The sequence below is a fragment of the Streptomyces sp. NBC_01622 genome (assembly GCF_045209635.1).
Taxonomy (GTDB): domain Bacteria; phylum Actinomycetota; class Actinomycetes; order Streptomycetales; family Streptomycetaceae; genus Streptomyces.
In genome coordinates this window covers 1,471,525-1,496,621 of record NZ_CP109293.1, presented here as the reverse complement: position 1 = coordinate 1,496,621, position 25,097 = coordinate 1,471,525, and the positions used below count along the sequence as shown (strand labels likewise).

At 70.3% G+C, this 25,097-nt stretch carries 24 protein-coding genes; 12 read left to right on the top strand and 12 right to left on the bottom strand.

What is annotated here, in order from left to right; translation table 11 throughout:
• The first annotated feature begins 73 nt into the window (after positions 1-73).
• On the top strand, positions 74-1,240 hold the full coding sequence (xylA, locus tag OH768_RS06900) for a xylose isomerase (RefSeq protein ID WP_406451088.1): 1,167 nt from the start codon (positions 74-76) through the stop codon (positions 1,238-1,240).
• Positions 1,241-1,561: 321 nt separating this feature from the next.
• Positions 1,562-1,807, top strand: coding sequence for a hypothetical protein (locus tag OH768_RS06895; RefSeq protein WP_406451086.1), 246 nt, complete (start codon positions 1,562-1,564; stop codon positions 1,805-1,807).
• A gap of 23 nt (positions 1,808-1,830) precedes the next feature.
• On the opposite strand, the gene OH768_RS06890 is transcribed toward OH768_RS06895, so the two are convergent.
• Positions 1,831-3,177, bottom strand: a complete 1,347-nt coding sequence (locus OH768_RS06890; protein ID WP_406451084.1) for an esterase-like activity of phytase family protein — start codon at positions 3,175-3,177, stop codon at positions 1,831-1,833.
• A gap of 127 nt (positions 3,178-3,304) precedes the next feature.
• On the bottom strand, positions 3,305-4,726 hold the full coding sequence (rox, locus tag OH768_RS06885; protein WP_406465173.1) for a rifampin monooxygenase: 1,422 nt from the start codon (positions 4,724-4,726) through the stop codon (positions 3,305-3,307).
• A gap of 386 nt (positions 4,727-5,112) precedes the next feature.
• Here rox and OH768_RS06880 point away from each other — a divergent pair, with 386 nt between their 5' ends.
• A complete protein-coding gene (locus tag OH768_RS06880; RefSeq protein ID WP_406451082.1) occupies positions 5,113-6,177 on the top strand; it encodes a fatty acid desaturase family protein in 1,065 nt (354 codons plus the stop codon).
• 151 nt (positions 6,178-6,328) lie between these two features.
• The gene (locus OH768_RS06875; RefSeq protein ID WP_406451080.1) at positions 6,329-6,511 is read left to right on the top strand and encodes a hypothetical protein; all 183 of its coding nucleotides are present in this window, start codon (positions 6,329-6,331) and stop codon (positions 6,509-6,511) included.
• Positions 6,512-6,639: 128 nt separating this feature from the next.
• Here the strand turns inward: OH768_RS06875 and OH768_RS06870 are convergent, their stop codons facing one another.
• The 3 genes from OH768_RS06870 to OH768_RS06860 form a co-directional block, all read right to left on the bottom strand.
• Positions 6,640-7,530 carry a hypothetical protein gene (locus tag OH768_RS06870; protein ID WP_406451078.1) on the bottom strand — a complete coding sequence of 297 codons (891 nt, stop codon included), beginning with the start codon at positions 7,528-7,530 and terminating at the stop codon, positions 6,640-6,642.
• 135 nt (positions 7,531-7,665) lie between these two features.
• The gene (locus OH768_RS06865) at positions 7,666-7,962 is read right to left on the bottom strand and encodes a hypothetical protein (protein WP_359612810.1); all 297 of its coding nucleotides are present in this window, start codon (positions 7,960-7,962) and stop codon (positions 7,666-7,668) included.
• Between the two features lie 134 nt (positions 7,963-8,096).
• A complete protein-coding gene (locus OH768_RS06860; protein ID WP_406451076.1) occupies positions 8,097-8,696 on the bottom strand; it encodes a class I SAM-dependent methyltransferase in 600 nt (199 codons plus the stop codon).
• Positions 8,697-8,848: 152 nt separating this feature from the next.
• Between OH768_RS06860 and OH768_RS06855 the strand changes: the two genes are divergently transcribed.
• The 5 genes from OH768_RS06855 to OH768_RS06835 all read left to right on the top strand — a co-directional run bounded on the left by OH768_RS06855 (position 8,849) and on the right by OH768_RS06835 (position 13,873).
• The gene (locus OH768_RS06855) at positions 8,849-9,622 is read left to right on the top strand and encodes an MHYT domain-containing protein (protein WP_406451074.1); all 774 of its coding nucleotides are present in this window, start codon (positions 8,849-8,851) and stop codon (positions 9,620-9,622) included.
• A gap of 64 nt (positions 9,623-9,686) precedes the next feature.
• Entirely contained in the window at positions 9,687-12,215 is a 2,529-nt protein-coding gene (locus tag OH768_RS06850; RefSeq protein WP_406451072.1) for a nitrate- and nitrite sensing domain-containing protein, read from the top strand.
• Positions 12,212-12,649 carry a roadblock/LC7 domain-containing protein gene (locus tag OH768_RS06845; protein ID WP_406451070.1) on the top strand — a complete coding sequence of 146 codons (438 nt, stop codon included), beginning with the start codon at positions 12,212-12,214 and terminating at the stop codon, positions 12,647-12,649. The genes OH768_RS06850 and OH768_RS06845 overlap by 4 nt, the downstream gene beginning before the upstream one ends.
• A gap of 22 nt (positions 12,650-12,671) precedes the next feature.
• Positions 12,672-13,085: a DUF742 domain-containing protein gene (locus tag OH768_RS06840; protein WP_362976813.1), complete on the top strand. Its 414-nt coding sequence runs from the start codon at positions 12,672-12,674 to the stop codon at positions 13,083-13,085.
• 182 nt (positions 13,086-13,267) lie between these two features.
• Positions 13,268-13,873, top strand: coding sequence for an ATP/GTP-binding protein (locus tag OH768_RS06835; RefSeq protein WP_019069338.1), 606 nt, complete (start codon positions 13,268-13,270; stop codon positions 13,871-13,873).
• Positions 13,874-13,882: 9 nt separating this feature from the next.
• On the opposite strand, the gene OH768_RS06830 is transcribed toward OH768_RS06835, so the two are convergent.
• Positions 13,883-14,311 (bottom strand): PPOX class F420-dependent oxidoreductase, encoded by a 429-nt coding sequence (locus OH768_RS06830; protein ID WP_406451067.1) that lies wholly within the window; start codon positions 14,309-14,311, stop codon positions 13,883-13,885.
• 92 nt (positions 14,312-14,403) lie between these two features.
• Between OH768_RS06830 and OH768_RS06825 the strand changes: the two genes are divergently transcribed.
• Both OH768_RS06825 and OH768_RS06820 read left to right on the top strand, forming a co-directional pair.
• Complete coding sequence (locus tag OH768_RS06825) at positions 14,404-14,817, top strand: roadblock/LC7 domain-containing protein (RefSeq protein WP_019062680.1); 414 nt, start codon at positions 14,404-14,406, stop codon at positions 14,815-14,817.
• A 126-nt stretch (positions 14,818-14,943) separates the two neighbouring features.
• Complete coding sequence (locus OH768_RS06820; protein WP_406451065.1) at positions 14,944-15,870, top strand: DUF6397 family protein; 927 nt, start codon at positions 14,944-14,946, stop codon at positions 15,868-15,870.
• A gap of 21 nt (positions 15,871-15,891) precedes the next feature.
• Here OH768_RS06820 and OH768_RS06815 read toward each other — a convergent pair whose 3' ends face one another.
• A complete protein-coding gene (locus tag OH768_RS06815) occupies positions 15,892-16,755 on the bottom strand; it encodes an acyl-CoA thioesterase (protein WP_406451063.1) in 864 nt (287 codons plus the stop codon).
• Between the two features lie 19 nt (positions 16,756-16,774).
• Positions 16,775-19,288: a DUF3516 domain-containing protein gene (locus OH768_RS06810; RefSeq protein WP_406451061.1), complete on the bottom strand. Its 2,514-nt coding sequence runs from the start codon at positions 19,286-19,288 to the stop codon at positions 16,775-16,777.
• Between the two features lie 145 nt (positions 19,289-19,433).
• Here OH768_RS06810 and OH768_RS06805 point away from each other — a divergent pair, with 145 nt between their 5' ends.
• On the top strand, positions 19,434-20,225 hold the full coding sequence (locus OH768_RS06805) for a metal-dependent hydrolase (protein ID WP_359612795.1): 792 nt from the start codon (positions 19,434-19,436) through the stop codon (positions 20,223-20,225).
• 38 nt (positions 20,226-20,263) lie between these two features.
• Here the strand turns inward: OH768_RS06805 and OH768_RS06800 are convergent, their stop codons facing one another.
• From OH768_RS06800 to OH768_RS06785, 4 genes are all read right to left on the bottom strand, one after another.
• Complete coding sequence (locus OH768_RS06800; RefSeq protein WP_406451058.1) at positions 20,264-20,533, bottom strand: type B 50S ribosomal protein L31; 270 nt, start codon at positions 20,531-20,533, stop codon at positions 20,264-20,266.
• A gap of 57 nt (positions 20,534-20,590) precedes the next feature.
• On the bottom strand, positions 20,591-21,067 hold the full coding sequence (locus OH768_RS06795; RefSeq protein ID WP_406451056.1) for a DUF5709 domain-containing protein: 477 nt from the start codon (positions 21,065-21,067) through the stop codon (positions 20,591-20,593).
• A gap of 324 nt (positions 21,068-21,391) precedes the next feature.
• The gene (locus OH768_RS06790) at positions 21,392-23,173 is read right to left on the bottom strand and encodes an ABC transporter ATP-binding protein (RefSeq protein WP_406451054.1); all 1,782 of its coding nucleotides are present in this window, start codon (positions 23,171-23,173) and stop codon (positions 21,392-21,394) included.
• Positions 23,170-25,011 carry an ABC transporter ATP-binding protein gene (locus tag OH768_RS06785; protein ID WP_406451052.1) on the bottom strand — a complete coding sequence of 614 codons (1,842 nt, stop codon included), beginning with the start codon at positions 25,009-25,011 and terminating at the stop codon, positions 23,170-23,172. Before OH768_RS06785 ends, OH768_RS06790 begins: the two co-directional genes overlap by 4 nt.
• Positions 25,012-25,097 lie beyond the last annotated feature (86 nt).

Genomic DNA, 25,097 nt, shown 5'->3' with positions numbered 1-25,097 from the left:
GAGACGCTCCGGCATACTAATTTGTAAACCGCCATGACGAAATAGTCGGAGCGAAGCAGCAAGGAGCCGCGTCATGAACTACCAGCCCACCCCCGAGGACAGGTTCACCTTCGGCCTGTGGACCGTCGGCTGGCAGGGAAGGGACCCGTTCGGCGACGCCACCCGCCGCGCCCTCGACCCGGTCGAGACGGTGCAGCGCCTGTCCGAGCTCGGCGCCCACGGTGTGACCTTCCACGACGACGACCTGATCCCCTTCGGGTCCTCGGACACCGAGCGCGAGTCGCACATCAAGCGCTTCCGCGAGGCCCTCGACGCGACCGGCATGAAGGTGCCGATGGCGACCACCAACCTCTTCACGCACCCGGTCTTCAAGGACGGCGCGTTCACCGCCAACGACCGCGACGTGCGCCGCTACGCCCTCCGCAAGACGATCCGCAACATCGATCTCGCGGCCGAGCTCGGCGCCGAGACCTATGTCGCCTGGGGCGGCCGGGAGGGCGCCGAGTCCGGCGCCGCCAAGGACGTACGCGTCGCGCTCGACCGCATGAAGGAGGCCTTCGACCTCCTCGGCGAGTACGTCACCGAACAGGGCTACAACCTGAAGTTCGCGATCGAGCCCAAGCCGAACGAGCCCCGCGGCGACATCCTGCTCCCCACCGTCGGCCACGCCCTGGCGTTCATCGAGCGCCTGGAGCGCCCCGAGCTCTACGGCGTCAACCCCGAGGTCGGGCACGAGCAGATGGCCGGGCTCAACTTCCCGCACGGCATCGCCCAGGCCCTGTGGGCGGGCAAGCTCTTCCACATCGACCTCAACGGCCAGTCCGGCATCAAGTACGACCAGGACCTGCGCTTCGGCAACGGCGACCTGCGTGCCGCCTTCTGGCTGGTCGACCTCCTGGAGAGCGCCGGTTACGCCGGCCCGAAGCACTTCGACTTCAAGCCGCCGCGCACCGAGGACCTCGACGGCGTGTGGGCGTCCGCGGCCGGCTGCATGCGCAACTACCTGATCCTCAAGGAGCGTTCAGCCGCGTTCCGTGCCGACCCGGTGGTCCAGGAGGCGCTGCGCGCTTCGCGTCTGGACGAACTGGCGCAGCAGACCGCGGCGGACGGCCTCAAGGCGCTGCTCGCGGACCGCTCGGCGTTCGAGGAGTTCGACGTGGAGGCCGCCGCCAAGCGCGGGATGGCCTTCGAGCAGCTCGACCAGCTCGCCATGGACCACCTCCTGGGTGCACGCGGCTGACGGCACGCACGCGTGCGTCACACAAGTCCCGGACCGTGACCGGCCCCCGCGCGGAATGCTCCGGAATCATGCGATCCATGGCATGAGTCCGTATCAACCACCGCGCGGGGGTCGCGTCATGACCGCTACGCGGCGACCCTTGACGGTATGGCCATGCCGCCCGTACCGCCTCGACCGCCCGGGCCACCGGGCGCCACCCCGCCTCAGGGAGGCGGTTTCGGACCACCTCCCGAAGACTTCGGGCACGGCTCGGGAGGTGACTACGGGGACTACGGACCGCCACCCCGAAGGCGCCCCCGCCCGCTGTTCATCCTGCTTGCAGTGATCGTGCTCGCCGGGGCCGTCGTCGCCGTCGTGCTGATGACCTCCGGGGGACATGATTCACCGGACAAGAAGACGCCCGACGAGAGCAGTTCGAGCGAGAGCCCTTCTCTGACCCTCCCGACGAAACTCCCCACCAGCCTGCCGACCAAGCTCCCGACGGCGCTTCCCTCGAACCTCCCCTCGGAACTGCCGAGCGAGATCCCCAGCGACATCGAGTCACTGCTCCCGTCCCTGTACGGCTAGCCGTCGCAGGGGTTGACGCACACTCAGATTCCGCGCGGCAGCTTCACATAGACCACGGCCGTCTCGATCCCGCTGTCGACCAGCCGCCCCTGCGTGTCGAACGCGCCCGCGCCGTCCGTCATCCCGAAGTCGTTGTCATTGATCAGGGCGAGCGTGTCGTGGTCCACGCGCGCGATGCCCTCGATCTTCTGCGGCACCCCGGAAACCGTCCCCAGGTCCACGACCAGCTTCTTGGCCAGCACCGGGACACCCGCGGCGGCGGGGTCGTCGAGCTGCTCCAGCGACGGTGACGTCGTGTCGTCGTCGTAGCGACCGCCGAGGATGTTCGACTTCCGCTCCAGCTTGACGAGTTGGAGCCGGGCGGCCTTGTCGGTGCGCTCCTCGACCAGGAGCCGGTCGTCGCCCACGGCGACCACCGAGGAGATCTTGAGTTCGGAGGTGTCGTCCTCGCTGGGGTCGACCACGTTCACCGGGGCGAAGCGGTACGCGTACTCCGCCGTGACCGCCTTCTTCTTCGTGGAGAAGCGCAGCAGACGGGTGTTGAGCGACGCGTCCCCGGCGTCCCCGTCCGGCAGCGACAGGGGGCTCTGCAGGGCCATCACCAGGTCACCGCCGGGCAGTTGGGCGAGCCCCTCGAAGCCTCGGTTGATCTTCCGGTGCAGCAGGACGGCCGGCAGCGCCTCCACCACCGGATAGTCGGCCCCGGTCAGACGCAGCCCCTTGGGCACGTACCGCGTGAGCACCTTCCCGCGCGCGGAGACGTGCACAAGGGAAGGGCCGTATTCGTCGACGAGCCAGAACGAACCGTCCCCGGCCCGCACGATGCCCTCCGTGTCCAGCCCGTTCGGGTTGTACGAGAGTGGCGTCTGCGCGTCGTAGGAGTACGGCGCCTCGTCGCGTCCCTGCTGGTTCGACAGCCCCGTGACGCCCTTCCCGGAGGACGTGGTGATCGGGATGGCGTCCAAGACCTTCACCGTGTCCCCGGAGACACGGATCTTCACGATCGCCGGGTCGAAACCGGGCACCGGGAACGTGCGGCCCTTCGTCCCGTTCACCTTGATCTGGCCGTTGGGCCCGCGGTCGGTGATCGTCCAGTACTCGCCCTTGCGGCCGGCCGGGTAGATGTCGCTGCCGATGCCGCCGAGGTCCACGCCTCGGTCGTTGTCCACCGACCCGGGCAGCAGCGCGTTGCTGAACGCGCCGAGCGGGATGTCGCCCAGTGTCGCCGTGCGGGTGACATGGGCGGCCCCGCTTCCGGAGGGGGCTCCAGCGGCCGTGCCGGCCGCCATGAGGGCGACCACCATGGCGAGCGGGACACCCGCCGCGACGGGACGACGGACGCGGCGCCGGACGGGGGCGTGCGGGGACATCTGGCCTCCTGAGGACAAATTCGTTGACAGCGGCCAGAGTTGGTCCCCATGGGGAACCATGGTCGACGGCCGGATGAATCCAGGGTGTCGGCCGCTCGTCGGGCAGGCGCGGGTCTGAAAGCTGCGCTCAGCGCGGGGCACCGAACCACTTGGGCAGCCGATCGAGCAGGCCCTCCTGATCGTCACCGACCCAGGCCACATGGCCGTCCGGCCGCAGGAGGACAGCGGGTACGTCCAGTTCGCATTCCTCGCCGACGTGGTCGACGCGATCCGTCCAGTCGGCCACCGAGAGCCGGTCGGTCCGGTCGAGCAGCAGCCCCCGGCCGCCGTGCATCAACCCGTAGAGGTGCCCCTGCGTCAACTTCACGTCCCGCATCCGCCGACCGACGAGTTCATGTTGCTCCCCGAAGTCGTAACGGATGCCGACCGAGGTGATCATCTCGGTCACATACCGGTTCACCTCCTCGAAGTCCATCAGCGTGGAGAACAGCCCCCGTAGTGCGGTCGCACCCGGATCGGTCCCCAGGAGTGTGATCTGCGCGCGCGTGTTGTCGAGAACGCGGGCGCCCACCGGATGCCGTTCGTTGTGATAGCTGTCCAACAGCCCTTCCGGAGCCCACCCGTTGACCGCGGCGGCCAGCTTCCAGCCGAGGTTGAACGCGTCCTGCACACCGAGGTTGAGCCCCTGCCCGCCGGTCGGTGGATGGATGTGCGCCGCGTCGCCGGCCAGCAGTACCCGGTCGACCCGGTAGCGCTCGGCCTGCCGCGTGGCGTCGCCGAACCGCGACAGCCAGCGCGGCGAGTGCACGCCGAAGTCGGTGCCCGCGACGGCCCGCAGCTGCCGCTTGAAGTCGTCCAGGGTCGGTGGGGTCGCCCGGTCCTCGGCCACGCCGTCCGCGGGCACCACGACGCGGTACATCGCGTTCTCGCCGGGGCTGACGCCGAACCGCAGTTGGGTCTTGCGGACGTCCTCGACGACGGCGGCGATCGTGGCCGGATCCTCGGTCACCGCCATCTCGCCCAGCAGTGTCTCGACCGTGGCGGGCTCCCCGGGGAAACCGACGCCGAGCGACTTGCGCACCGCACTGCGGCCACCGTCGCACCCGACGAGGTAGCGCGAGCGCAGCTGTGTGCCGTCCGCCAACTCGGCTGTCACCCCGGTCGCGTCCTGGCTCAGCCCTACGACTTCGCGGCCGCGCCGGATCTCGGCACCGAGTTCAACGGCACGCTCGCCGAGCAACCGCTCGGTGACCGGCTGCGGGGTGGCGACGCCGTAGGGGTGAGCCGTGTCCAGCCGGTCCGGCCAGGGCTTGACGATGCCGCCGAAGAGACCACCGGCCACGAACTTCTCACTCACCGCGAGAAACCGGTCGAGAAGACCGCGCTGGTCCATGATCTCGACGCTGCGCGCGTGCAGACCCTGCCCGCGGGACTCCCCGGTCGGCTCGGTCAACTTCTCCAGTACGACCACGCGCACGCCGTGCAGCCGCAATTCGCAGGCCAGCATCAAGCCGGTCGGTCCGCCGCCGACCACGATCACGTCCGTCATCGAAACGCCCATTCAACGAGATTGCTTTCCGGTCGGCCGCCCTGAGGGCATCTGTTTCGCGGACCCTGCGTTTCCGCAGGTCCGGGCCTCGGTCGGTCATTTTGCGGCACTACAGGGGCCTTGCCGCAAGCCCCGTACTGCGCTATACGTTGGGTGTGGCAAGGAGCGGACGATTTCCTTGCCATTGTCTTTTTCCGACGCCCTTTGGCGCACTTCTCCGGGCGCTCGATTTCTTGGGACCGGGTCGCCGGGGTGTCGTCAACCCCCCTGTGAGGAACCGGGTGACCCCCGTACGGACACGGGGGGTGCCGCCATGGTCGCGACCGGTCACCGATTCGTACGTTTGCTCAGGTCACCCCGTTGCCTGAGAGAGCCGGAGACCGGACATGTCCCAGACCACCGCAGTCGTCGGCGCGCATGATCCAGGGGATGCCGTAGCGCCGTCCCCAGGAAGCGAGTTCGCGCCCCTCCTGCGCACGGTCAAGAGCCGAGGCCTACTGGAGCGGCGGCGCGTCCGGTACGCGCTCTGCGTATCCGCCAACGCCCTCGCGCTGGCCGGCACCGTGACCGGCATCGTCCTGATCGGCGACTCCTGGGCGACCCTGCTCCTGGCCCCGCTGCTCGCCGTGTTCGGCGCCCGAACGGCCTTCATAGGCCATGACGCGGGCCACTCCCAGATCGCCGGCGGCAAGACCGCCAACCGCCTTGTCGGTCTGATCCACGGCAACCTGCTGCTGGGAATGAGCTACTCCTGGTGGAACGACAAGCACAACCGCCACCACGCCAATCCCAACCACATCGACAAGGACCCGGACGTCGTCGCCGACATCCTCGTGTTCACCGGTGAGCAGGCCAAGGACCGTGCCGGTTTGCGGCGTTGGCTCACCCGCAACCAGGCCTGGCTGTTCTTCCCGCTCACCCTGCTCGAAGGCGTCGCCCTCAAGGTGCACGGTTTCCAGGACCTGCGGCGGCAGCCCCGGCGCGAACGGTCCGTCGAAGGCGCGCTCCTGGTGGGCCATGTCGCGGCGTACGCCACACTGCTGCTGACCTCGATGTCCCCGGGGAAGGCGCTCGCTTTCGCCGCACTGCACCAGGCCCTGTTCGGACTGCACCTCGGTCTGGCCTTCGCCCCCAACCACAAGGGCATGGAGATGCCGGACCCGAACGGCGAACGATGGGGCCATCTCCGTCGCCAGGTGCTCACCTCACGGAACATCCGGGGCGGCCCCCTGACGGACTGGTTCCTCGGCGGGCTCAACTACCAGGTCGAACACCACCTCTTCCCGAGCATGCCGCGGCCCAATCTGCGGCTCGCCCAGCCGCTGGTGCGCGCCCACTGCGAGGATGTGGGTATCCCCTATGTGGAGACCGGGCTCGTCGACTCCTACCGACAGGCCCTGCGTCACCTCCACGAGGTGGGGGAGCCGCTGAGGCCGGAGTGGACGGAGTGACGACGGAGCGGCTGACGGCTCGGGGACTGGTGGCCCGGGGACCAGTAGGGGAAGCGTCTCAGGGATGTCTCAGGGTCGCGGTCCGGAACTGTGGGAAGCGCGGACCCGTTTTCACATCAGAGAGCGGCCGTGGCCGCGGAGGAGGCAACACATGTCGAGGAACACGAAGATCGTTGTAGGAGGTGTGGCGGTCGGACTGATCCTGTTGATCTGGCTGCCCTGGTGGGTCTCATTCCTGATAGTCGTGGGAGTGCCGACCGCCGCGTATCTCACGCTGGATCCGTCGCAGCGCCGTCGGCTGCGCCGTGCCGCGGGCAAGGAGATCGGCCGCTGACACCGACACACCGATGCCCCACCGCGCTCCCGTACGGCGCGCGGGAACAGAGAACAGCACAGCACTGTCCGCGGGGCTGCTGTCAGCAGCCCCGCGGACAGTGCCCGACTACGGGAGCGTACGGCCGGTCAACTGGGCCGTACGGCAAGCTTGTCCAGCGCCTCCAGGAGGCCTGGCAACTCCGGGCCCCGACCCACAGGCAGCACCTCGCCCGGCTCTTCGTCGAGCAGGACGAACGCGATGTCGTCGGTCCGGGCCACCATCGACCAGCCGGGGCCGTCGGCGCGCAGTGTGCGCGCCTCGCCCGGCGCGAAGGACGATCTGACGCGCCCGAGAGGCGGCGGGGCGTCCACATACGCCCGGGCCTCCGACAGCACCCTGCGGACCCCGCTGTGGCCCGTCTGCGGGCCTTCTCCGCTGCCGTCCGAAGCGACCTCGTCCGCCTCGGACGCGTCTTCGGAGGTGACGTCACCCGGCGACGACTCCGAAGACTCGTCCGTCTTGCCCTGGGCAGGGAAGGCCGAGTCGTCGATCTGCTCCCGCCACAGGGCCCACTGCAGCGCGATCTCGTCCGCGCCCAGCCGTCGCTGCGCCGGGCCCCAGGTGGTGGTGTCCGGCGGGGCCAACGGCGGCCGGTCCACGAGGTCGGGGTCCGGATCGTGCGGCGCGGGCACATTGGGAGCCGCGACCGCGACCGCGAGCGGCCAGCCCGGCAGGGCCGCGACCACTGTGCGCTCGCTCGGCGACAGGTCGTACTCCATGCCGCAGTCCCAGGACGCGATGGCGACCGCGACCAGCGACACGTCGTCGATGACGACCGTCCACCGCGCACCTTCGCCGTCCTGGCCGAGCACCAGGCCGTACCCGTCGGCGAGCGGCGCCATACCGAGCGCGGCGCAGGCTTCCGGATAGTCGTCACCCAGCACACTCGGGAACTTCGCCGGCGTCAGCAGCACCGCCGTGAGCACATAGAGAGCGTCGTCCTCGGCGGCGACGGCCTCTTCATCCGTGTCGGCCATCCCAGCCTCCCCATCATTCGTCCAACCGCGCGCACCCTAGTGTGCCCGGAAGCCGCTTGTCACGACTCCCAAGTACACGCGGAGCTGCAGTTTTCCGTCTGGACAGGGCGAAATGACCACCGGTAACCCGAAGTATCAGGCCGCGGGGAGCCCGAGAAGGGCCCGGGCCACCGTCCGCGGCGACTCGTCACGTTCCCTGGCGAGCGCGACCACGGCCCGGCACGCCAACTCGCTCACCCCGAAGGACAGCGCCTCCGGCGACACCCAGCCCGCGGCCTCGTCGATCCGGTCCTGGTCGTCCTCCGCGCGCGCCGAGACGTAGACGGCCGCGGCCTCGAACAGGTTGTGCGCCCGCCGTTCGGGGCTGTCGCCGGCCTCCGTGCGCGTGGAGGCGAGAATTCTGGCGAAGGTCTTGCGGGGCCTGTCGAACATGCTGACCACCTTCCCCCTGCGTGGTGTTCTGTCGCCGACCGTCCATCTACTGCTACCCAACCTAGAGTTGGAGTTGCGGCGACAGAAGGGGGACGCTGCGGTGAAGCGCCTCGGGCCTCCCGCAGCGGTGCGACTCAGCCCTCGCGCACGGCCAGCGCCAGGAAGCGGGCGTCCTCGTCGGTGTACGACGTCATGCGCCAACCGGAACGGGCAAGCAGCGGACGGAGATTGGGCTCCGCGCGCAGGTCGTCCGGGGTGATCTGCCGCCCCTGACGCGCCGCGAGTGCCGCGCGGCCGATCGGGTGGAAAAGGGCCAGCGTGCCGCCGGGGCGTACGACACGCGCCAACTCCCGCAGATTCGCCTCCGGTTGGGGCAGGTGCGCGATCAGGCCCGCCGCGAACACGGCATCGAGCGATTCCGGCCGCAACGGCAGCGTGGCGACGTCGGCGAGCAGCAGGCACCCTTCACGGCCGCGTCCGGCCCGTACGGCGGCCTCCAGCATGGCCGGGGTCAGATCGGCCCCCACCACCACTCCCGAGGGCCCCACGGCCGCACGGAGCGGCGGCAGGGCACGCCCCGTCCCGCAGCCCGCGTCGAGCACACGGTCCCCCGCGCGCAGCGCCAGTTCGGCGACGGCCGCCGCATAGGCGGGGCCGTCGTCGGGGAAGCGGCTGTCCCAGTCCGCGGCGCGCGCACCGAAGAATTCCCGGACATGCGTGTGGTCGTCGTTCATGTTCCGCATAGTCCCTCACCGACACGGATGACGCTTCGGTGCACACGTTCGAGCGTGACTCGGTCGTTCAGGCGCCTCTCTGCGTCATATTGCAACACCTTTCGAAATGCGCCCCCTTTGTGCACCCGTGCCCCTACTAGCGTCCCCTGGTCATGGGACACCTGGACCACGCGACCTTCGGCTGGCTGACCCCCGTGCTGTCCTACGTGATGGCCTGCATGGGCTCCGCACTCGGGCTGCGCTGCACCGTCCGCGCGCTCGGCGCCACCGGCCGGTCGCGCCGCAACTGGCTCATCACGGCGGCCTCCGCGCTCGGCACCGGCATCTGGACCATGCACTTCGTGGCCATGCTCGGCTTCGGCGTCAGCGGCACCGACATCCGTTACGACGTGCCACTGACCGTGCTCAGCCTCGTCGTCGCCATCGTCGTCGTCTGCGCGGGCGTCTTCGCGGTCGGCTACGGCCGAGACCGGGGCCGCGCGCTCTTCCTCGGCGGCCTCACCACCGGACTGGGCGTCGCGAGCATGCACTACCTGGGAATGGCGGCGGTGCGGTTGCACGGCGACGTGAGCTACGACCCGATGCTCGTCGGGCTCTCCGTCCTCATCGCCGTCGTCGCGGCGACCGCGGCCCTGTGGGCGGCCCTCAACATCAAGTCGCCCATCGCGGTCACCGTCGCCTCACTCGTCATGGGGGCGGCCGTCGCCAGCATGCACTACACCGGGATGTTCGCGGTGAGCGTGCGTGTCACCCCCTCCGGCTCGGTCCTGCCCGGGGCCACGGCGATGCAGTTCATCTTCCCCCTCGCCGTAGGCCTCGGGTCCTACCTGTTCCTGACCTCGGCGTTCGTCGCGCTGTCGCCGACGACGGGAGAACGCGAGGCAACCGCCTCGGCCGAGCGGCCGGCCGAGAGCGTCGCCCACTGACAAGCGGCCCGACCGACCAGGGCACGCCACGGCACGCCCCGAACCACTCCCGAGCGAGGAGGCCATGCGTAACCCCCGTAGGACCCCCAGAGCCGGCGCCGAGACGCCGTCGCCCGTGCGCGGTCGCCGCGCACACGCCGGACCACCTGCCGACGAGCTCTTCGACGAGCCCCTGGGCGCACCGCAGGACGAGGTGCCCCCGCGCGCGGGACGATGGCGGATGCGACCTCGCACCGTACGGGCCAAGATCGTCTGCCTGCTGATGGTCCCAGTCGTCTCCCTGCTTGCCCTGTGGGCGTACGCCACCGTCAGCACCGCCCAGGACGTCGCCCGGCTAAGGCAGTTGCAGCGTGTGGACTCGGCGGTGCGCAGCCCCGTCGCGGTCGCCGTCGCCGCGCTGCAGGCCGAGCGGTCGGCCGCGGTGCGCTACGCCACCGACCCCGGCGCCGAGCCGAGCGGTGACCTGAAGAAACTGGCCGCGGACACGGACCGGGCCATCGCCCGGCTGCGGCTCGGCGACACCAGCACCGTCGCCGACGGCGAGGAACTGCCGGCCGGAGTCGCCCAGCGCCTGGAATCCTTCGTCACCGGAGCCGAGCGACTGAGCTCGCTGCGGGCCGACGTGCTCGCCCACCGCGCGGGATGGGACGAGACGTACGGGCAGTACACGAGGACCATTTCGGCGGCCTTCGCCGTGGGCGGGGCGCTCACCGGAATCCAGGACGCCGCCCTCGGCTCCGACGCACGTGTGCTGCTGGAGTTCTCCCGGGCCGCGGAATCGCTGTCCCAGGAAGACGTGGTACTCGCCGGTGCCCGTCTCGACGGCCGCCTCGACGGGGAGCGGCTGCGGCTGTTCACCGGCGCCGTCGACACCCGCCGTACCCTCACGGACGCCGCCACCGCGGACCTGAGGGGTTCCGAACGCACCGCCTGGCGGAACCTCGCCGACAGCGGCGCCTACACCGTGGTCGGCGCGGTCGAGGACAAGGTCCTCGCCGCCAACTCGGGCACCCGCGCGGTCGCTTCGGCTCCCGAGAGCACCTGGAACAACGCGCACGCACGCGTGCGGGACGGCATGCGCGCCATCGAGGCGGACGCGGGCAGCGGAGTCGCGGACCGCGCCGATCCGTTCGCACGAGGACTCCTCACCCCGGCCGGCGCCGCCGTACTGCTCGGTCTCGCCGCCGTCATCGCGTCGCTCGTCATCTCGGTACGCATCGGACGCGGTCTCGTCGTCGAACTGGTGAGTCTGCGCAACGACGCCCTGGCGATCGCCCGCCACAAACTCCCCGAGGCCATGCGGAGACTGCGTGCGGGGGAGGACATCGACGTCAGGGCGGAGGCCCCGCCCGGACCGGCCGCGGAGGACGAGACCGGGCAGGTCGCCGAGGCCCTGGGCACCGTGCACCGAGCCGCCCTGAGAGCCGCTGTCGAACGCGCCGAACTGGCGAGCGGCATCTCCGGAGTCTTCGTCAACCTCGCCCGCCGCAGCCAGGTCCTGGTGCACCGTCAACTCAGCCTTCTGGACAGCATGGAGCGCCGCTCCGAGGACCCGAACGAACTGAGCGACCTGTTCCGCCTGGACCACCTCACCACCCGGATGCGACGGCACGCCGAGAGCCTGATCATTCTCTCCGGCGCGGCACCCGGCCGGGCCTGGCGCATGCCGGTCTCCCTGACCAACGTCGTCCGCGCCGCCGTGTCCGAAGTCGAGGACTACGCGCGCGTGGAGGTACGCCAACTCCCGGAAGCCTCCGTTCTCGGCACGGCCGTCGCCGACCTCACGCACCTGCTCGCCGAGATCGTGGAGAACGCCGCCCAGTTCTCGCCGCCGCACACGCGCGTGCGCGTCACCGGCGAACCCGTCGGCAACGGGTACGCCGTCGAGGTCGAGGACCGGGGCCTGGGCATGGGCCCGGAGTCGCTGGCCGAGGCCAACCGCCGCATCGAGCAGTCCGAGGCCCTCGACCTCTTCGACAGCGACCGGCTCGGCCTCTTCGTGGTCAGCAGGCTCGCCGCACGCCACGGCATCAAGGTGCACCTGAGGACCTCGCCCTACGGCGGAACGACAGCGGTCGTGCTGCTGCCGACGGCCCTGCTGCACGGCGGCGCCGCCGAACGCGCGCCCCGCGCGGCAGTGGACGACGGACACCGGGCCGTGGAACGCGGGTACGCGCGCGTGCCGTCCCCGCTCCAGCACCAGGAGTCCGTCCCGGCACCGGCCGACCGACCCGCCCTGGCGTCCCCGCCCCGGGCCTCGGCGGAGCCGGCGAACGGCACCCCGCCCCCTGGAGTCACCACCTTGCGACTGCACCGACCTCCCGAGGACGCCGAAGGCCCCGAGGACAGCGACGACCTCCCCCGCCGGGTACGGCAGGCGAACCTCGTCCCCCAGCTCCGCGAACAGCCCGCCGCGGACCGGGAACGGGCGCCTGCCTCCCCCCGCGACGAACACCGCAGCCCGGAGGTCGTACGGGACCGGATGGCGGCCTACCGCGAAGGCTGGACGCGCGGCGGCGGCAGGCAGCCGGGCCGAGGCGCCACCCCAGGCCCCGCAACGGACAGCGACAGCAGCGAAGGAGACCCCGCATGATCCAGGACCCGAGTATGAGGGCCGCCCAGCGGTCCGGTGAACTCGACTGGCTGCTGGACGACTTGGTGATGCGCGTCGGCGAAGTACGACATGCCGTGGTGCTGTCCAACGACGGCCTCGCCATCGGAGCCTCCACCGACCTCGACCGCGAGGACGCGGAACACCTCGCCGCGGTCGCCTCCGGATTCAACAGCCTCGCCAAGGGCGCGGGGCGGCACTTCGGCGCCGGCGGAGTGCGGCAGACCATGGTGGAGATGGACGACGGCTTCCTGTTCGTGGCGGCGGCCGGAGACGGCTCCTGCCTCGCCGTCCTCACCTCTGTGACCGCCGACATAGGCCTGGTGGCGTACGAGATGGCACGGCTGGTCAAGCGCGTCGGCGAGCACCTGTACACGCCGCCGCGCGTCGGTGCGCGGCCACCCGTCGCCGGATGAGGCGAGAAGGCGGTCCGTTCAGATGACCGAAGACATGACCGGTGTCCCGCACGAGCCGGGCAGCCAGTGGTACGACCAGGAGGCCGGGCCTCTCGTCCGCCCCTACGCCATGACGGGCGGACGTACCAAACCGGGCCCCACAGGAGTGCGGTTCGACCTGATCGCCCTGGTCACGCTGGACGCGGGCGCGCCCGGCTTCGACGACGACACCGGGCTCGGACCGGAACACCGGGCTCTCATCGACCTGTGCCGTACGGAAACACAGTCCGTCGCCGAACTGGCCGCCGGAGCGGACCTCCCCCTGGGAGTGGTCAGGGTGCTCCTGGGCGACCTCCTGGAGCTCGGCTGTGTCACCGTCAGCCGTCCGGTGCCGCCCGCGCAGCTTCCTGACGAACGGATTCTGCGCGAGGTGATCGAGGGACTCCGGGCACTGTGACGAAACTTCAGCACCACTCGAACGCGTACGACGACGACTTGTGCACCCTTCCGTACACCGAACAGGCGCGAGACGGTCACATCGGGCAAATAGTGGTCCAACCGCCCAGGATGAGGTCGTACTTGCCAGGATGCACACCTACGGTCGTCGACCGTTGCCGGCACTCCCGAGAGAAGTGATCGATGGTCTCCGAGCACTCCGATGCCGAAGGCGGCGAGACGACCGCCCTGGCATTGAAGATCCTGGTCGCCGGCGGATTCGGCGTGGGCAAGACCACCATGGTGGGCGCGGTCAGTGAGATCAGGCCGCTGCGCACCGAGGAACTGCTCAGCGAGGCCGGCCAGTTGGTGGACGACACCGACGGCGTGGACCAGAAAGTCACGACAACCGTCGCCATGGACTTCGGCCGCATCACCATCAGGTCCGGCCTCTCCCTCTACCTGTTCGGCACACCGGGCCAGGACCGCTTCTGGTTCCTGTGGGACGAACTGTCGCAGGGAGCCCTGGGAGCCGTGGTCCTCGCGGACACCCGGCGACTGGAGGACTGCTTCCCCGCGGTCGACTACTTCGAGCACCGGCACATCCCGTTCGTGGTGGCCGTCAACTGCTTCACGGGCGCCCGCAGTTACGGCGCCCACGACGTCTCCCGCGCCCTGGACCTCGACCGGGGAACGCCGGTGGTCCTGTGCGACGCCCGGGACCGCGACTCGGGGAAGGAGGTGCTGATCCGGCTCGTCGAGTACGCCGGACGGATGCACACCGCCCGGATGCTCGACTCGGTGGGCTGACCGGAGCTCTCACTCCGAGATCCCCTTCAGGGCCACCACCTTCTCGACCGTTACGCGGACGAGGAGTTCGCCCGGCACTCCATTTCGGGCACCGAACTCCTCGGCACGCTCCTCGCCCATGTACCGGGCCCCGATCCGGGCGGCCCAGTGCCGGAGTTCGCCCGGTTCCTCGGACAATGCGGCGCGCCCCTGCAGCACCACGAAGCCGAACGGGGGCCGATCGTCGTCCACGCAGAGGGCGACTCGCCCATCACGGGCCAGATTGCGCCCTTTTACCGTTCCTTTCGCGGTGTTGAACACCACGTCGTCCCCGTCGAGCAGGAACCAGATCGGCGCCACATGTGGGCTCCCATCGGCGCGAACGGTCGACAGCTTGCCCGTGCGCGTACCGTGCGAGACGAACGCCCGCCATTCCTCGTCGGTCATGTTCTGTGCCATGCCCCCATCCTCCTTGCCCGGGCGACGGGCGTGGTGAAGGCTGACGGGAGATCCTCCGGCCAGGGGGAGACGCGACACGGGGAGGCCGGAACATGGCGCAGAACCAGGGACTGAGCTGGCTGCTGGACGATCTGACCGAGCGCGTCGAGCACGTACGCCACGCTCTGGTCCTGTCCAACGACGGACTGGTGACCGGCGCGAGCACGGGACTTCGCCGCGAGGACGCCGAACACCTCGCCGCTGTCTCGTCCGGACTGCACAGCCTGGCCAAGGGCTCGGGACGCCACTTCGGCGCCGGCGGGGTACGGCAGACGATGATCGAGTTCGACGACGCCGTCCTGTTCGTCACCGCCGCGGGCAGCGGCAGCTGTCTGTGCGTCCTCAGCGGCGCCGACGCGGACATCGGCCAGATCGCCTACGAGATGACACTGCTCGTCAACCGCGTCGGCGAGCACCTCGGCGTGGATGCCCGGCAGCCCGAGCGAACTCCCGTCACAGACCTCTGACCTGTGAGTTCGCCCGATCCCGCGGAGTTATCCACAGGCCCGCCATGAGATTCCCCGAACCGGCTACGGTTTGTCCATCGCGAACGCACACAGCGTGAGCAACGGACTCAACGGGGGAGAACGACCATGGCAGGCAACACCATCACCACACCGTCGGAACTCTCGTGCACGCCGAGTCGCGCGGCACGGGAACTGGGCCTCAAACGAGGCGAGTTCGACCTCGCCGTCCATCTCGGACGCATCCGCACCGTGCCCGACGAAGGGGGCGGCGGCCGACGTGTCGCCCGCACCGAGATCGACCGACTGCGCTCGGCGGAGGGGTTCCCGGAATCGCTCGTGGAGAGCGTCAGGACCGTGGGCACCACAGACGGCGCGGCCCTCATGGAGGTCACCGCCGCCAGGTTCACCCGCCTCGCCCGGCTGGGACTGGTGGTGCCGGTGAGGTTCTATCTAAACCGCTACCGAGCCGTGGTCTGGCTCTATCTCGCCGAAGAACTACGGCAGTTCGCCACCGACAAGAACCACACCTCACTACTGAACGGCCGCACGCCCGAAGGGCTGCGCGACCAACTCCAGGAGGGTCTGGATCTGCGGCCCCGCAACTGGCGCGGACGCCATCTGGGATTCCTGCTGCGCGAGGCGGACGGTCCATGGGAACGCGCAGGTGCCCTGTCCGCCTTGCTCGACCCCGTCCAAGTGGCCGAAATCGTCCAGGACCCCTACGAGCGCGCCCACCTGAACCGGTTCCGGCCGGACCCGCCCGCCCACGGCGCTCCGGGCTCGCCCTCCGCTCACCTCGCCGAGCGGATCATGACGGCGGACCACCCGGACGAGATCAGCTGGCTGCGGGCGGACCTGGCCCAGGTGCTGGACGAGGCACGCCGCCATCGTCCGGCACCGCGCCCCGCTTCCCAACCAGTTGGATCACCGCTGCCCCCGAGCGAGCGCCTGGCCGGACCACCGTCGACCCCGAGCGAGCACCCGCCCGAGCCGGCGCCGGAACCCGGGCGATCACGCGGCATGTTGAGCTGGCTGCGCCGCAGAAACGGGTGAGCTGCGGCGCACGTCCACCAGTTACAGCGCTCTGAACAGCCCCTCCTGGACGACCGAGACGAGCAGGCGCCCCTCCAGGTCGTAGATGCGCCCGCGGGCCAGACCGCGTCCGCCCGTCGCGATCGGGGACTCCTGGTCGTACAGGAACCACTCGTCCGCGCGGAACGGCCGGTGGAACCACATCGCGTGGTCCAGCGACGCCATGTCGAAGTTCCGCGGGCCCCATAGGGGTTCGACGGGGATGCGGACGGCGTCCAGGAGCGTCATGTCGCTGGCGTACGTCAACGCGCAGGTGTGCACCAGCGGATCGTCGCCGAGCGGACCCACCGCGCGCATCCACACGGCGCTGCGCGGCTCGGCGTCCTTGATCTCCTCGGCGCTCCAGCGTAGCCCGTCCGCGTACCGGATGTCGAAGGGCTGACGGCGTGCCATCCGCTCCAACTGCTCCGGCAGCACGCCCAGATGAGCCCGGACCTCCTCCGACACCGTCGGCAGGGACTCCGGGTCCGGGACGTCGCGGGGCGGTAGTTGGTGCTCGAAAGGACCTTGCTCAGGCTTGTGAAAGGAGGCGGTGAGATTGAAGATCGTGCGACCCTGCTGCACGGCGGTGACCCGGCGGGTGGTGAACGACCGCCCGTCCCGCACCCGCTCGACCTGGTACACGATCGGCACGCCCGGCCGGCCCGGGCGCAGGAAGTACGCGTGCAGCGAATGCACGGGCCGGTCGCCCTCCGTGGTGCGCCCCGCGGCGACCAAGGCCTGGCCGGCCACCTGGCCGCCGAAGACCCGCTGCAGGGACTCGTGTGGGCTGCGGCCACGGAAGATGTTGACCTCGATCTGCTCCAGGTCGAGCAGGTCGACGAGCCGCTCTGCCGGGTTCGTCATGGGTGGGATTCTCCTGTGCTCACAGCTGGCCGACGTCGGTGACGCGGACGACCGCACGGCCCTCCGCGTCGGAGGCCGCGAGATCGATCTCCGCGCTGATGCCCCAGTCATGATCGCCGTTCGGGTCGGCGAAGATCTGCCGAACGCGCCACAGGCTGTGCTGCGGCTCCTCCTCGATGAGCAGGAGCTTGGGCCCGCGGGCGTCGGGACCGGTGCCGAGGTCCTCGTACTCGTCCCAGTACTTGTCCATCGCCTCGCCCCAGGCGTCCTCGTCCCAGCCGGACTCGGCGTCCATCTCGCCCAGCTCCGCGACATGGTCGAGGGCGGCCAGCTCGACGCGGCGGAACATCGCGTTGCGGACGAGGACCCGGAAGGCACGCGAGTTCGCGGTGACCGGCTTGACCTGGTCGGCCTTCTCCTGGGCCTCCTCCGCGGTCATCTCCTCCGGGTTGGCCAGCTGCTCCCACTCGTCCAGCAGACTGGAGTCGACCTGGCGCACCATCTCGCCGAGCCAGGCGATCAAATCCTCCAGATCCTCGGACTTGAGGTCGTCCGGGACGGTGTGATCGAGGGCCTTGAAGGCGCCGGCGAGGTAGCGCAGCACGATGCCCTCGGTGCGGGCCAGTTCGTAGTACGAGGTCAACTCCGTGAAGGACATGGCCCGTTCGTACATGTCACGGATCACGGACTTCGGCGACAGCGGGTGGTCTCCGACCCACGGGTGGCTCTTGCGGTACGTGTTGTACGCGTGGAAGAGCAACTCCTCCAGCGGCTTGGGGTAGCTGACGTCCTGGAGGCGCTCCATGCGGTCCTCGTACTCGACGCCGTCCGCCTTCATCGCGGCCACGGCCTCGCCGCGCGCCTTGTTCTGCTGGGCCGCCAGGATCTGCCGCGGGTCGTCCAGCGTGGACTCGACGACGGACACCATGTCCAGCGCGTACGACGGCGATTCGGGGTCCAGCAGCTCGAACGCGGCGAGCGCGAAGGTCGACAGCGGCTGGTTGAGAGCGAAGTCCTGCTGCAGGTCGACCGTGAGGCGCACGATGCGGCCCTCGGCGTCCGGAGTGTCGAGCTTCTCGACGATGCCGCCGTCCAGGAGCGAGCGGTAGATCGCGATCGCGCGCCGGATGTGCCGCAACTGCTGCTTGCGCGGCTCGTGGTTGTCCTCCAGGAGATGCCGCATCGCCTCGAAGGCGTTGCCCGGACGGGCGATGACCGACAACAGCATCGTGTGTGTGACCCGGAACCGGGACGTCAGCGGCTCCGGGTCGGAGGTGATGAGCTTCTCGAAGGTGCCTTCCGTCCACCCGACGAAACCCTCGGGTGCCTTCTTGCGGACGACCTTCCGGCGCTTCTTCGGGTCGTCGCCCGCCTTGGCGAGCGCCTTCTCGTTCTCGACGACGTGTTCCGGAGCCTGGGCGACCACGAGCCCCGCCGTGTCGAAACCGGCGCGGCCCGCGCGGCCCGCGATCTGATGGAACTCGCGGGCGCGCAGCGTACGCACACGAACGCCGTCGTACTTGGCCAGCGCCGTGAACAGCACTGTGCGGATGGGCACGTTGACGCCCACCCCGAGCGTGTCCGTACCGCAGATGACCTTCAACAGACCGGCCTGCGCAAGCTTCTCCACCAGGCGCCGGTACTTGGGCAGCATGCCGGCGTGGTGCACACCGATGCCGTGCCGCACGTAACGGGAGAGATTGCGGCCGAACTTGGTGGTGAAGCGGAAGTTGCCGATCAGCTGGGCGATCTGGTCCTTCTCCTCGCGCGAGGACATGTTGATGCTCATCAGCGCCTGTGCCCGCTCCACGGCCTGCGCCTGGGTGAAGTGCACGATGTAGACCGGCGCCTGCCTGGTCTCCAGCAGCTCGGTCAGTGTCTCGGTGAGCGGGGTCAGCTTGTACTCGTAGGACAGCGGCACCGGCCGGACCGCCGAGCGGACCACCGAAGTGGGGCGCCCGGTGCGGCGGGTGAGGTCCTTCTCGAACATCGCGACGTCGCCGAGCGTGGCCGACATCAGGATGAACTGCGCCTGCGGCAGCTCCAGGATCGGGATCTGCCAGGCCCAGCCGCGGTCTGCCTCCGCGTAGAAGTGGAACTCGTCCATGACGACCTGGCCGACGTCCGCGTGCTTGCCGTCGCGCAGCGCGATCGACGCGAGGACCTCCGCGGTGCAGCAGATGATGGGCGCGTCCGAGTTGACGGACGCGTCGCCGGTCAGCATGCCGACGTTCTCGGTGCCGAACATCTTGCACAGCTCGAAGAACTTCTCCGAGACCAGCGCCTTGATCGGGGCGGTGTAGAAGGTGACCTCGTCCCGGGCCAGCGCCGCGAAGTGCGCACCGGCGGCGATCATGCTCTTGCCGGAGCCGGTGGGCGTCGACACGATCACGTTCGCACCGGAGACCACCTCGATCAGCGCCTCCTCCTGATGAGGGTAGAGCGTGAGACCGCGCTCCTTGGCCCACGACTCGAAGGCTTCGTAGAGGGCGTCGGGATCTGCGGTCGGCGGCAACTGGTCGATGAGGGTCACGACCCCATCTTGCCTGGCGCCGTGGCCGATGGGGGAATCGGCTGCGGAAATGAAGATCGCTACCGCTACGCTGTGTCGCCGACAGAGTGTCAGGGCGCCCGAGCAACTGACCGGCGGCGTAAGAGGAATGGGGCGGGGAACGGCCATGATGGGACCAGCACACTCACTGTCGGGAGCGGCGGCCTGGCTCGGCGTCGGAGCGGCGACCGCCGCGGCCGGGCATCCGATGCCCTGGCCGGTGGTCCTGGTCGGCGCCCTGATCTGCGCCGGCGCCGCGCTCGCCCCGGACCTCGACCACAAGGCCGCGACCATCTCGCGGGCCTTCGGACCCGTCTCCCGGACCGTGTGCGAGGTCGTCGACAAGCTCTCGTACGCCGTTTACAAGGGGACCAGGAAGCAGGGCGACCCGCGCCGCAACGGCGGGCACCGCACGCTCACCCACACCTGGCTGTGGGCGGTCCTGATCGGGGCGGGGAGTGCGGGCGTGGCGATCCTGGGCGGTCGCTGGGGAGTGCTGGCGATCCTCTTCGTGCACATGGTGCTGGCCATCGAGGGCCTGCTGTGGCGGGCGGCCCGCGGCTCCAGCAGCGACATCCTGGTGTGGCTGCTGGCGGCGACCAGCGCGTGGATCCTCGCCGGAGTGCTGGACAAGCCGGGCAACGGTTCGGACTGGCTGTTCACGGACCAGCACCAGTACCTGTGGTTGGGCCTGCCGGTCGTGCTGGGCGCGCTGGTGCACGACATCGGGGACGCGCTGACCGTCTCCGGCTGCCCCATCCTGTGGCCGATCCCGCTGGGCCGGAAGCGCTGGTACCCGATCGGGCCGCCGAAGGTGATGCGGTTCCGCGCGGGCAGCTGGGTCGAGCTCAAGGTGCTGATGCCGGTGTTCATACTCCTCGGGGGAGTGGGCTGCGCGGCGGCGCTCAACGTGATCTGAGGCCCGGCCCCTGTTCCGGCGTCGGTGCGGGCAGCGGCTCATGCCCCGCCGGAAGCCTGGCCCGCTCCGCCGCCGTAGCGCCGCTCGAACTGGGCGATGCGGCCCTCCGAGTCCACCGTCCTGGCCTTGCCGGTGTAGAAGGGGTGGCTCTCCGAGGAGATCTCCACGTCCACGACCGGGTAGGTCTCGCCGTCGTCCCAGTCGATGGTCCGGTCGCTGGTCGCGGTGGACCTGGTCAGGAAGGCGTATCCGGCGGAGCGGTCGCGGAAGACCACGGGGTGGTAGTCGGGCTGCTTGTCCTGCTGCATGGCTACTCCTGCTCCTTGTGCGGAGGGGGTGTGGGTGACGGCCAAGGGGCGGCGAGGTCAGCCGTAGAGCGAACCCTCGTCCTCGTCGACGATGTGCATCGCGGCCTCCTCGGCGGAGGCCGCCGCGCCGTCGATGCCCACGTCGGTGGCGATCAGGCCGCTCTCCTCGTCGTCGTGCGCCCCTTCGTCGGGTGCCACGAGCCGGCCGGAGCGGATGTCACCGACCTCGAAGTCCCGGAGTTCGCCGTCGGTGTCCTCGGAGTCGCCGAGGCCGTCACCGTCGGGCACCACGAGATCCGGGACCTCCTCGGCGAGCCGCTGGTCGAGCGTCTCACCGTGCTGACGCTCGGCGGCCGTGACATCGGCGCGTTCCACCGCCCAGGGGCGGTCCGGTGGCGACCAGCCGCGGTCGAGAGGGTCCTCGACGCCGTCGACCACGAGGGTGTCCTCCGCGTCGAGCAGGCCCGCGTCGTCCTGTACCTCGGATCCGTCGGGCTGGTAGACGTCGTCTCCCCATCCGTCGACGCTGTTCACGGGTACCTCCAGGTGGTGGGGACCGGCCCGTACTCACCGCGCTCGGCGGCGGGCCGCCGCGGTGCGGGGCACAGGCGGAGCCCGGCACGAACCACATGGTTCCCGGGCACTCCCCGAACCGGTGCCGCTCCCCAGCCTTCCACCCCTTTTCCCCCGCGCGCAACGGCACGGGCCCGGACCGGGGGCGACGGCCCGCCGGGGCCGTGCCCCGTCTGGGGCCCGGGACTGCGACATGTGCGGCTCCGCCGCCTGGGCGCGACCAGCCCCCACCGACCCGCAGCCAAGCCACCGGCCGCCAGGCCCGTCACCGCCCCACCGGCGGAGCTAGCCGTGCCAGGACCGCCAAAGCGCCGCGTACGCGCCCTCCGCCGCCACCAGCTGATCGTGGCTGCCCAGTTCGCTGATGCGGCCGTTCTCGACCACGGCGATGACGTCCGCGTCGTGTGCGGTGTGCAGCCGGTGGGCGATCGCGACGACCGTGCGGCCGTCGAGGACGCGGGCCAGGGACCGCTCCAGATGGCGGGCCGCGCGCGGGTCGAGGAGCGAGGTCGCCTCGTCCAGGACCAGCGTGTGCGGATCGGCCAGTACCAGCCGGGCCAGCGCGATCTGTTGGGCCTGGGCCGGGGTGAGCGCCAGCCCGCCCGAGCCCACCTCGGTGTCGAGGCCCTCGTCCAGCGCCCGCGCCCATCCGTCCGCGTCGACCGCGCCCAGCGCCGCCCACAGCTCCGCGTCCGCCGCGTCGGTCCGGGCGAGCAGGAGGTTGTCGCGCAGGGAGCCCACGAAGACGTGGTGCTCCTGGTTGACGAGGGCCACATGGGAGCGGACGTGTTCGGCGGTCATCCGGGAGAGTTCGGCGCCGCCGAGGGTGATCCGGCCGTCCCGGGGCGCGTAGATACCGGCGAGCAGCCTGCCCAGGGTGGACTTGCCCGCGCCCGAAGGGCCGACCAGGGCCAGCCGGGTGCCGGGCGCTACCTCCAGGGACACCTTGCGCAGCACGTCGACGCCCTCGCGGTAGCCGAAGTGCACCCGGTCCGCGTGCACGTTGCGGCCCTCGGGGGACAGCCCGGCGTCCCCGGCATCGGGCTCGATGTCCCGGACGCCGACCAGCCGGGCCAGCGAGACCTGGGCGACCTGGAGCTCGTCGTACCAGCGCAGGATCAGGTTCACCGGGTCGACGAGCATCTGCGCGAGCAGGGCGCCCGTCGTCAGCTGGCCCACCCCGATCCAGCCCTGCAGGACGAACACCCCACCGAGCATCAGGACCGAGCAGAGCACCGTGACATGGGTGATGTTGATCACCGGGAAGAGCACCGACCGCAGCCAGAGCGTGTAGTTCTCCCAGGAGGTCCACTCCTTGACGCGGCGCTCCGAGAGGGCGATGCGCCGGTCGCCGAGGCGGTGTGCCTCGACGGTGCGTCCCGCGTCCACGGTCTCGGCGAGGGCCGCGGCCACGGCGGCGTACCCGGCGGCCTCGGAGCGGTAGCCGGCGGGTGCGCGCTTGTAGTACCAGCGGCAGCCGACCACCAGCAGCGGCACCGCGATCAGCACGGCGGGCGCCAGCGCCGGCACGGTCACGACAAGGCCGCCGAGCAGCAGCAGCGCCCACACGACACCGATCGCCAGCTGCGGTACGGCCTCGCGCATCGCGTTGGCGAGCCGGTCGATGTCAGTGGTGATGCGGGACAGGAGGTCGCCGGTGCCCGCCCGTTCCAGGACACCCGGAGGCAGCCCGACCGAACGTACGAGGAAGTCCTCGCGCAGATCGGCGAGCATCCGTTCGCCGAGCATCGCGCCACGCAGCCGCACCTGCCGGATGAACACGGCCTGGACGGCGAGCGCGATCCCGAACAGTCCGATGGTCAGGCCGAGATGAAGTTGCCGCGCTCCGTCCGACACCCGCTCGACCAGGTCGCCGAGCAGATAGGGACCCACCATCGACGCGACCACGGCGACCGTGTTCACGGAGACCAGGAGGAGGAAGGCCCGGCGATGCCGACGGAACAGTTCGGACACGTAGGCGCGTACGGTCGCAGGGGCGCCGACCGGCAGGGTGTTGGCCGTGGTCGGGGCCGCCGGGTCGTACGCCGGGGGCGCCACGCCGATCATGCGGTCTCCTCGATTTCTTCCAGCGCGCCGCGCAACGCGACGTCATGGTCGTCCAGGGTGCTCCGCAGAGCGGCCTCGTCGTTGACGGCGTTCTGCAGTGCCGTCTCCTCCTCCGTCTCACGGGTCACCACGGCCCGGTACCGCGGCTCGCTCCGGAGCAGGTCGCGATGGGTGCCGACCGCCACCACCTCGTCCTCGTGCACGAGGACCACCCGGTCCGCATGGTCCAGGAGCAGGGGCGAGGAGGTGAACACCGCCGTGGTCCGGCCGGTCCTCAACTTCCTTACGCTGTCCGCGATCCGTGCCTCGGTGTGGGAGTCGACGGCGGAGGTCGGCTCGTCCAGGACGAGTACCTCGGGATCCGTGATCAGCGACCGGGCCAGGGCGAGCCGCTGGCGCTGGCCGCCGGAGAGGGAGCGCCCGCGTTCGGTGATGCGGGCGTCCATCGGGTCGTCGGTGTCGAGCGAACCCTGCGCGAGCGCCACCAGCACGTCACCGCACTGCGCGGCGGCCAGGGCCTCCTCCGCGCCGACCGCACCCGAGGAGGGCACATCGAGCAGTTCGCGCAGCGAACCGGACAGCAGTACCGGGTCCTTGTCCTGGACGAGGACGGCGGTGCGGGCGGAGGCGAGGGGGAGTTCGTCGAGAGGCACGCCGTCCAGCAGTACGGACGTGCTCGACTCGGCGGGGTGCCCACCGAGGCGTTCCGCCAGCCGCCCGGCCGCGTCGGGATCGCCGCACACCACGGCGGTGAAGCGGCCGGATGGGACGAGCAGACCGGTGGCCGGGTCGTACAGATCCCCGGCCGGCACCTCGGCCGCGCGCGTTCCCACGGTGTCGGTGACCCGCTCCAGGGCCAGCACGCGCGCGGCGCGTCTGGCCGAGGGACGGGAGAAGGAGTACGCCATGGCGATCTCCTCGAAGTGCCGCAGCGGATAGGACATGACCATCACCGCGCTGTAGACGGTGACCAGTTCACCCACCGTGATCCGGCCCTCGCGGGCCAGGTGCACACCGTGCCAGACGACGACGATCAGCAGCAGACCCGGCAGCAGCACCTGGATCGCGGAGATCAGGGACCACATCCGGGCACTGCGCACGGCCGCGTGGCGCACCTCCTGGGAGGCACGGCGGTAGCGGTCGAGGAACAGTTCCTCACCGCCGATGCCGCGCAGCACCCGCAGTCCGGCGACCGTGTCGGAGGCCAGCTCGGTGGCGCGTCCCGCCTTCTCGCGCTGCACGTCCGCGCGTCTGGTGGCGCGGGGCAGCAGCGGCAGTACGGAGACCGCCAGCGCGGGCATGCCCACGGCGACGACGACACCGAGGGCCGGTTGGTACACGAAAAGGCCGACACACACGATGACGACGGTCAGCGCGGCGGCCAGGAAGCGGGACAGCGCCTCCACGAACCAGCCGATCTTCTCGACGTCTCCCGTGGACACGGCCACGACCTCACCGGCCGCGACCCGCCGGGTCAGCGCCGAGCCGAGATGGGCGGCCTGGCGGGCCAGCAGCTGCTGGACGCGGGCGGCGGCCGTGATCCAGTTGGTGACGGCGGCCCGGTGCAGGAAGGTGTCGCCCACGGCGATACCCGCTCCGCACAGCGCCATCAGCCCCCCGGTCAGGGCGAGCCGGCTGCCGGAGCGGTCGACCACGGCCTGGACGGCGAGTCCCACATAGAAGGGCAGCGCGCAGACGGACACGAAGTGCAGCAGTCCCCAGGCGAGCGACTTGAACTGTCCGCCGAGCTGGTTCCGGCCGAGCCACCACAGGAATCGGGGTCCCGAGCGGGCGTCCGGCACACCCGGGTCGGGATACGGAAGGTCTTGAATCTGCATGACGTCCCAGTGGCTCTGGTCGGGGCGGCGGAAGGAACCGCGGAGTGCGGCAACAAACCGTGAAAGGTTCGCCTCGCAGCGTGGTC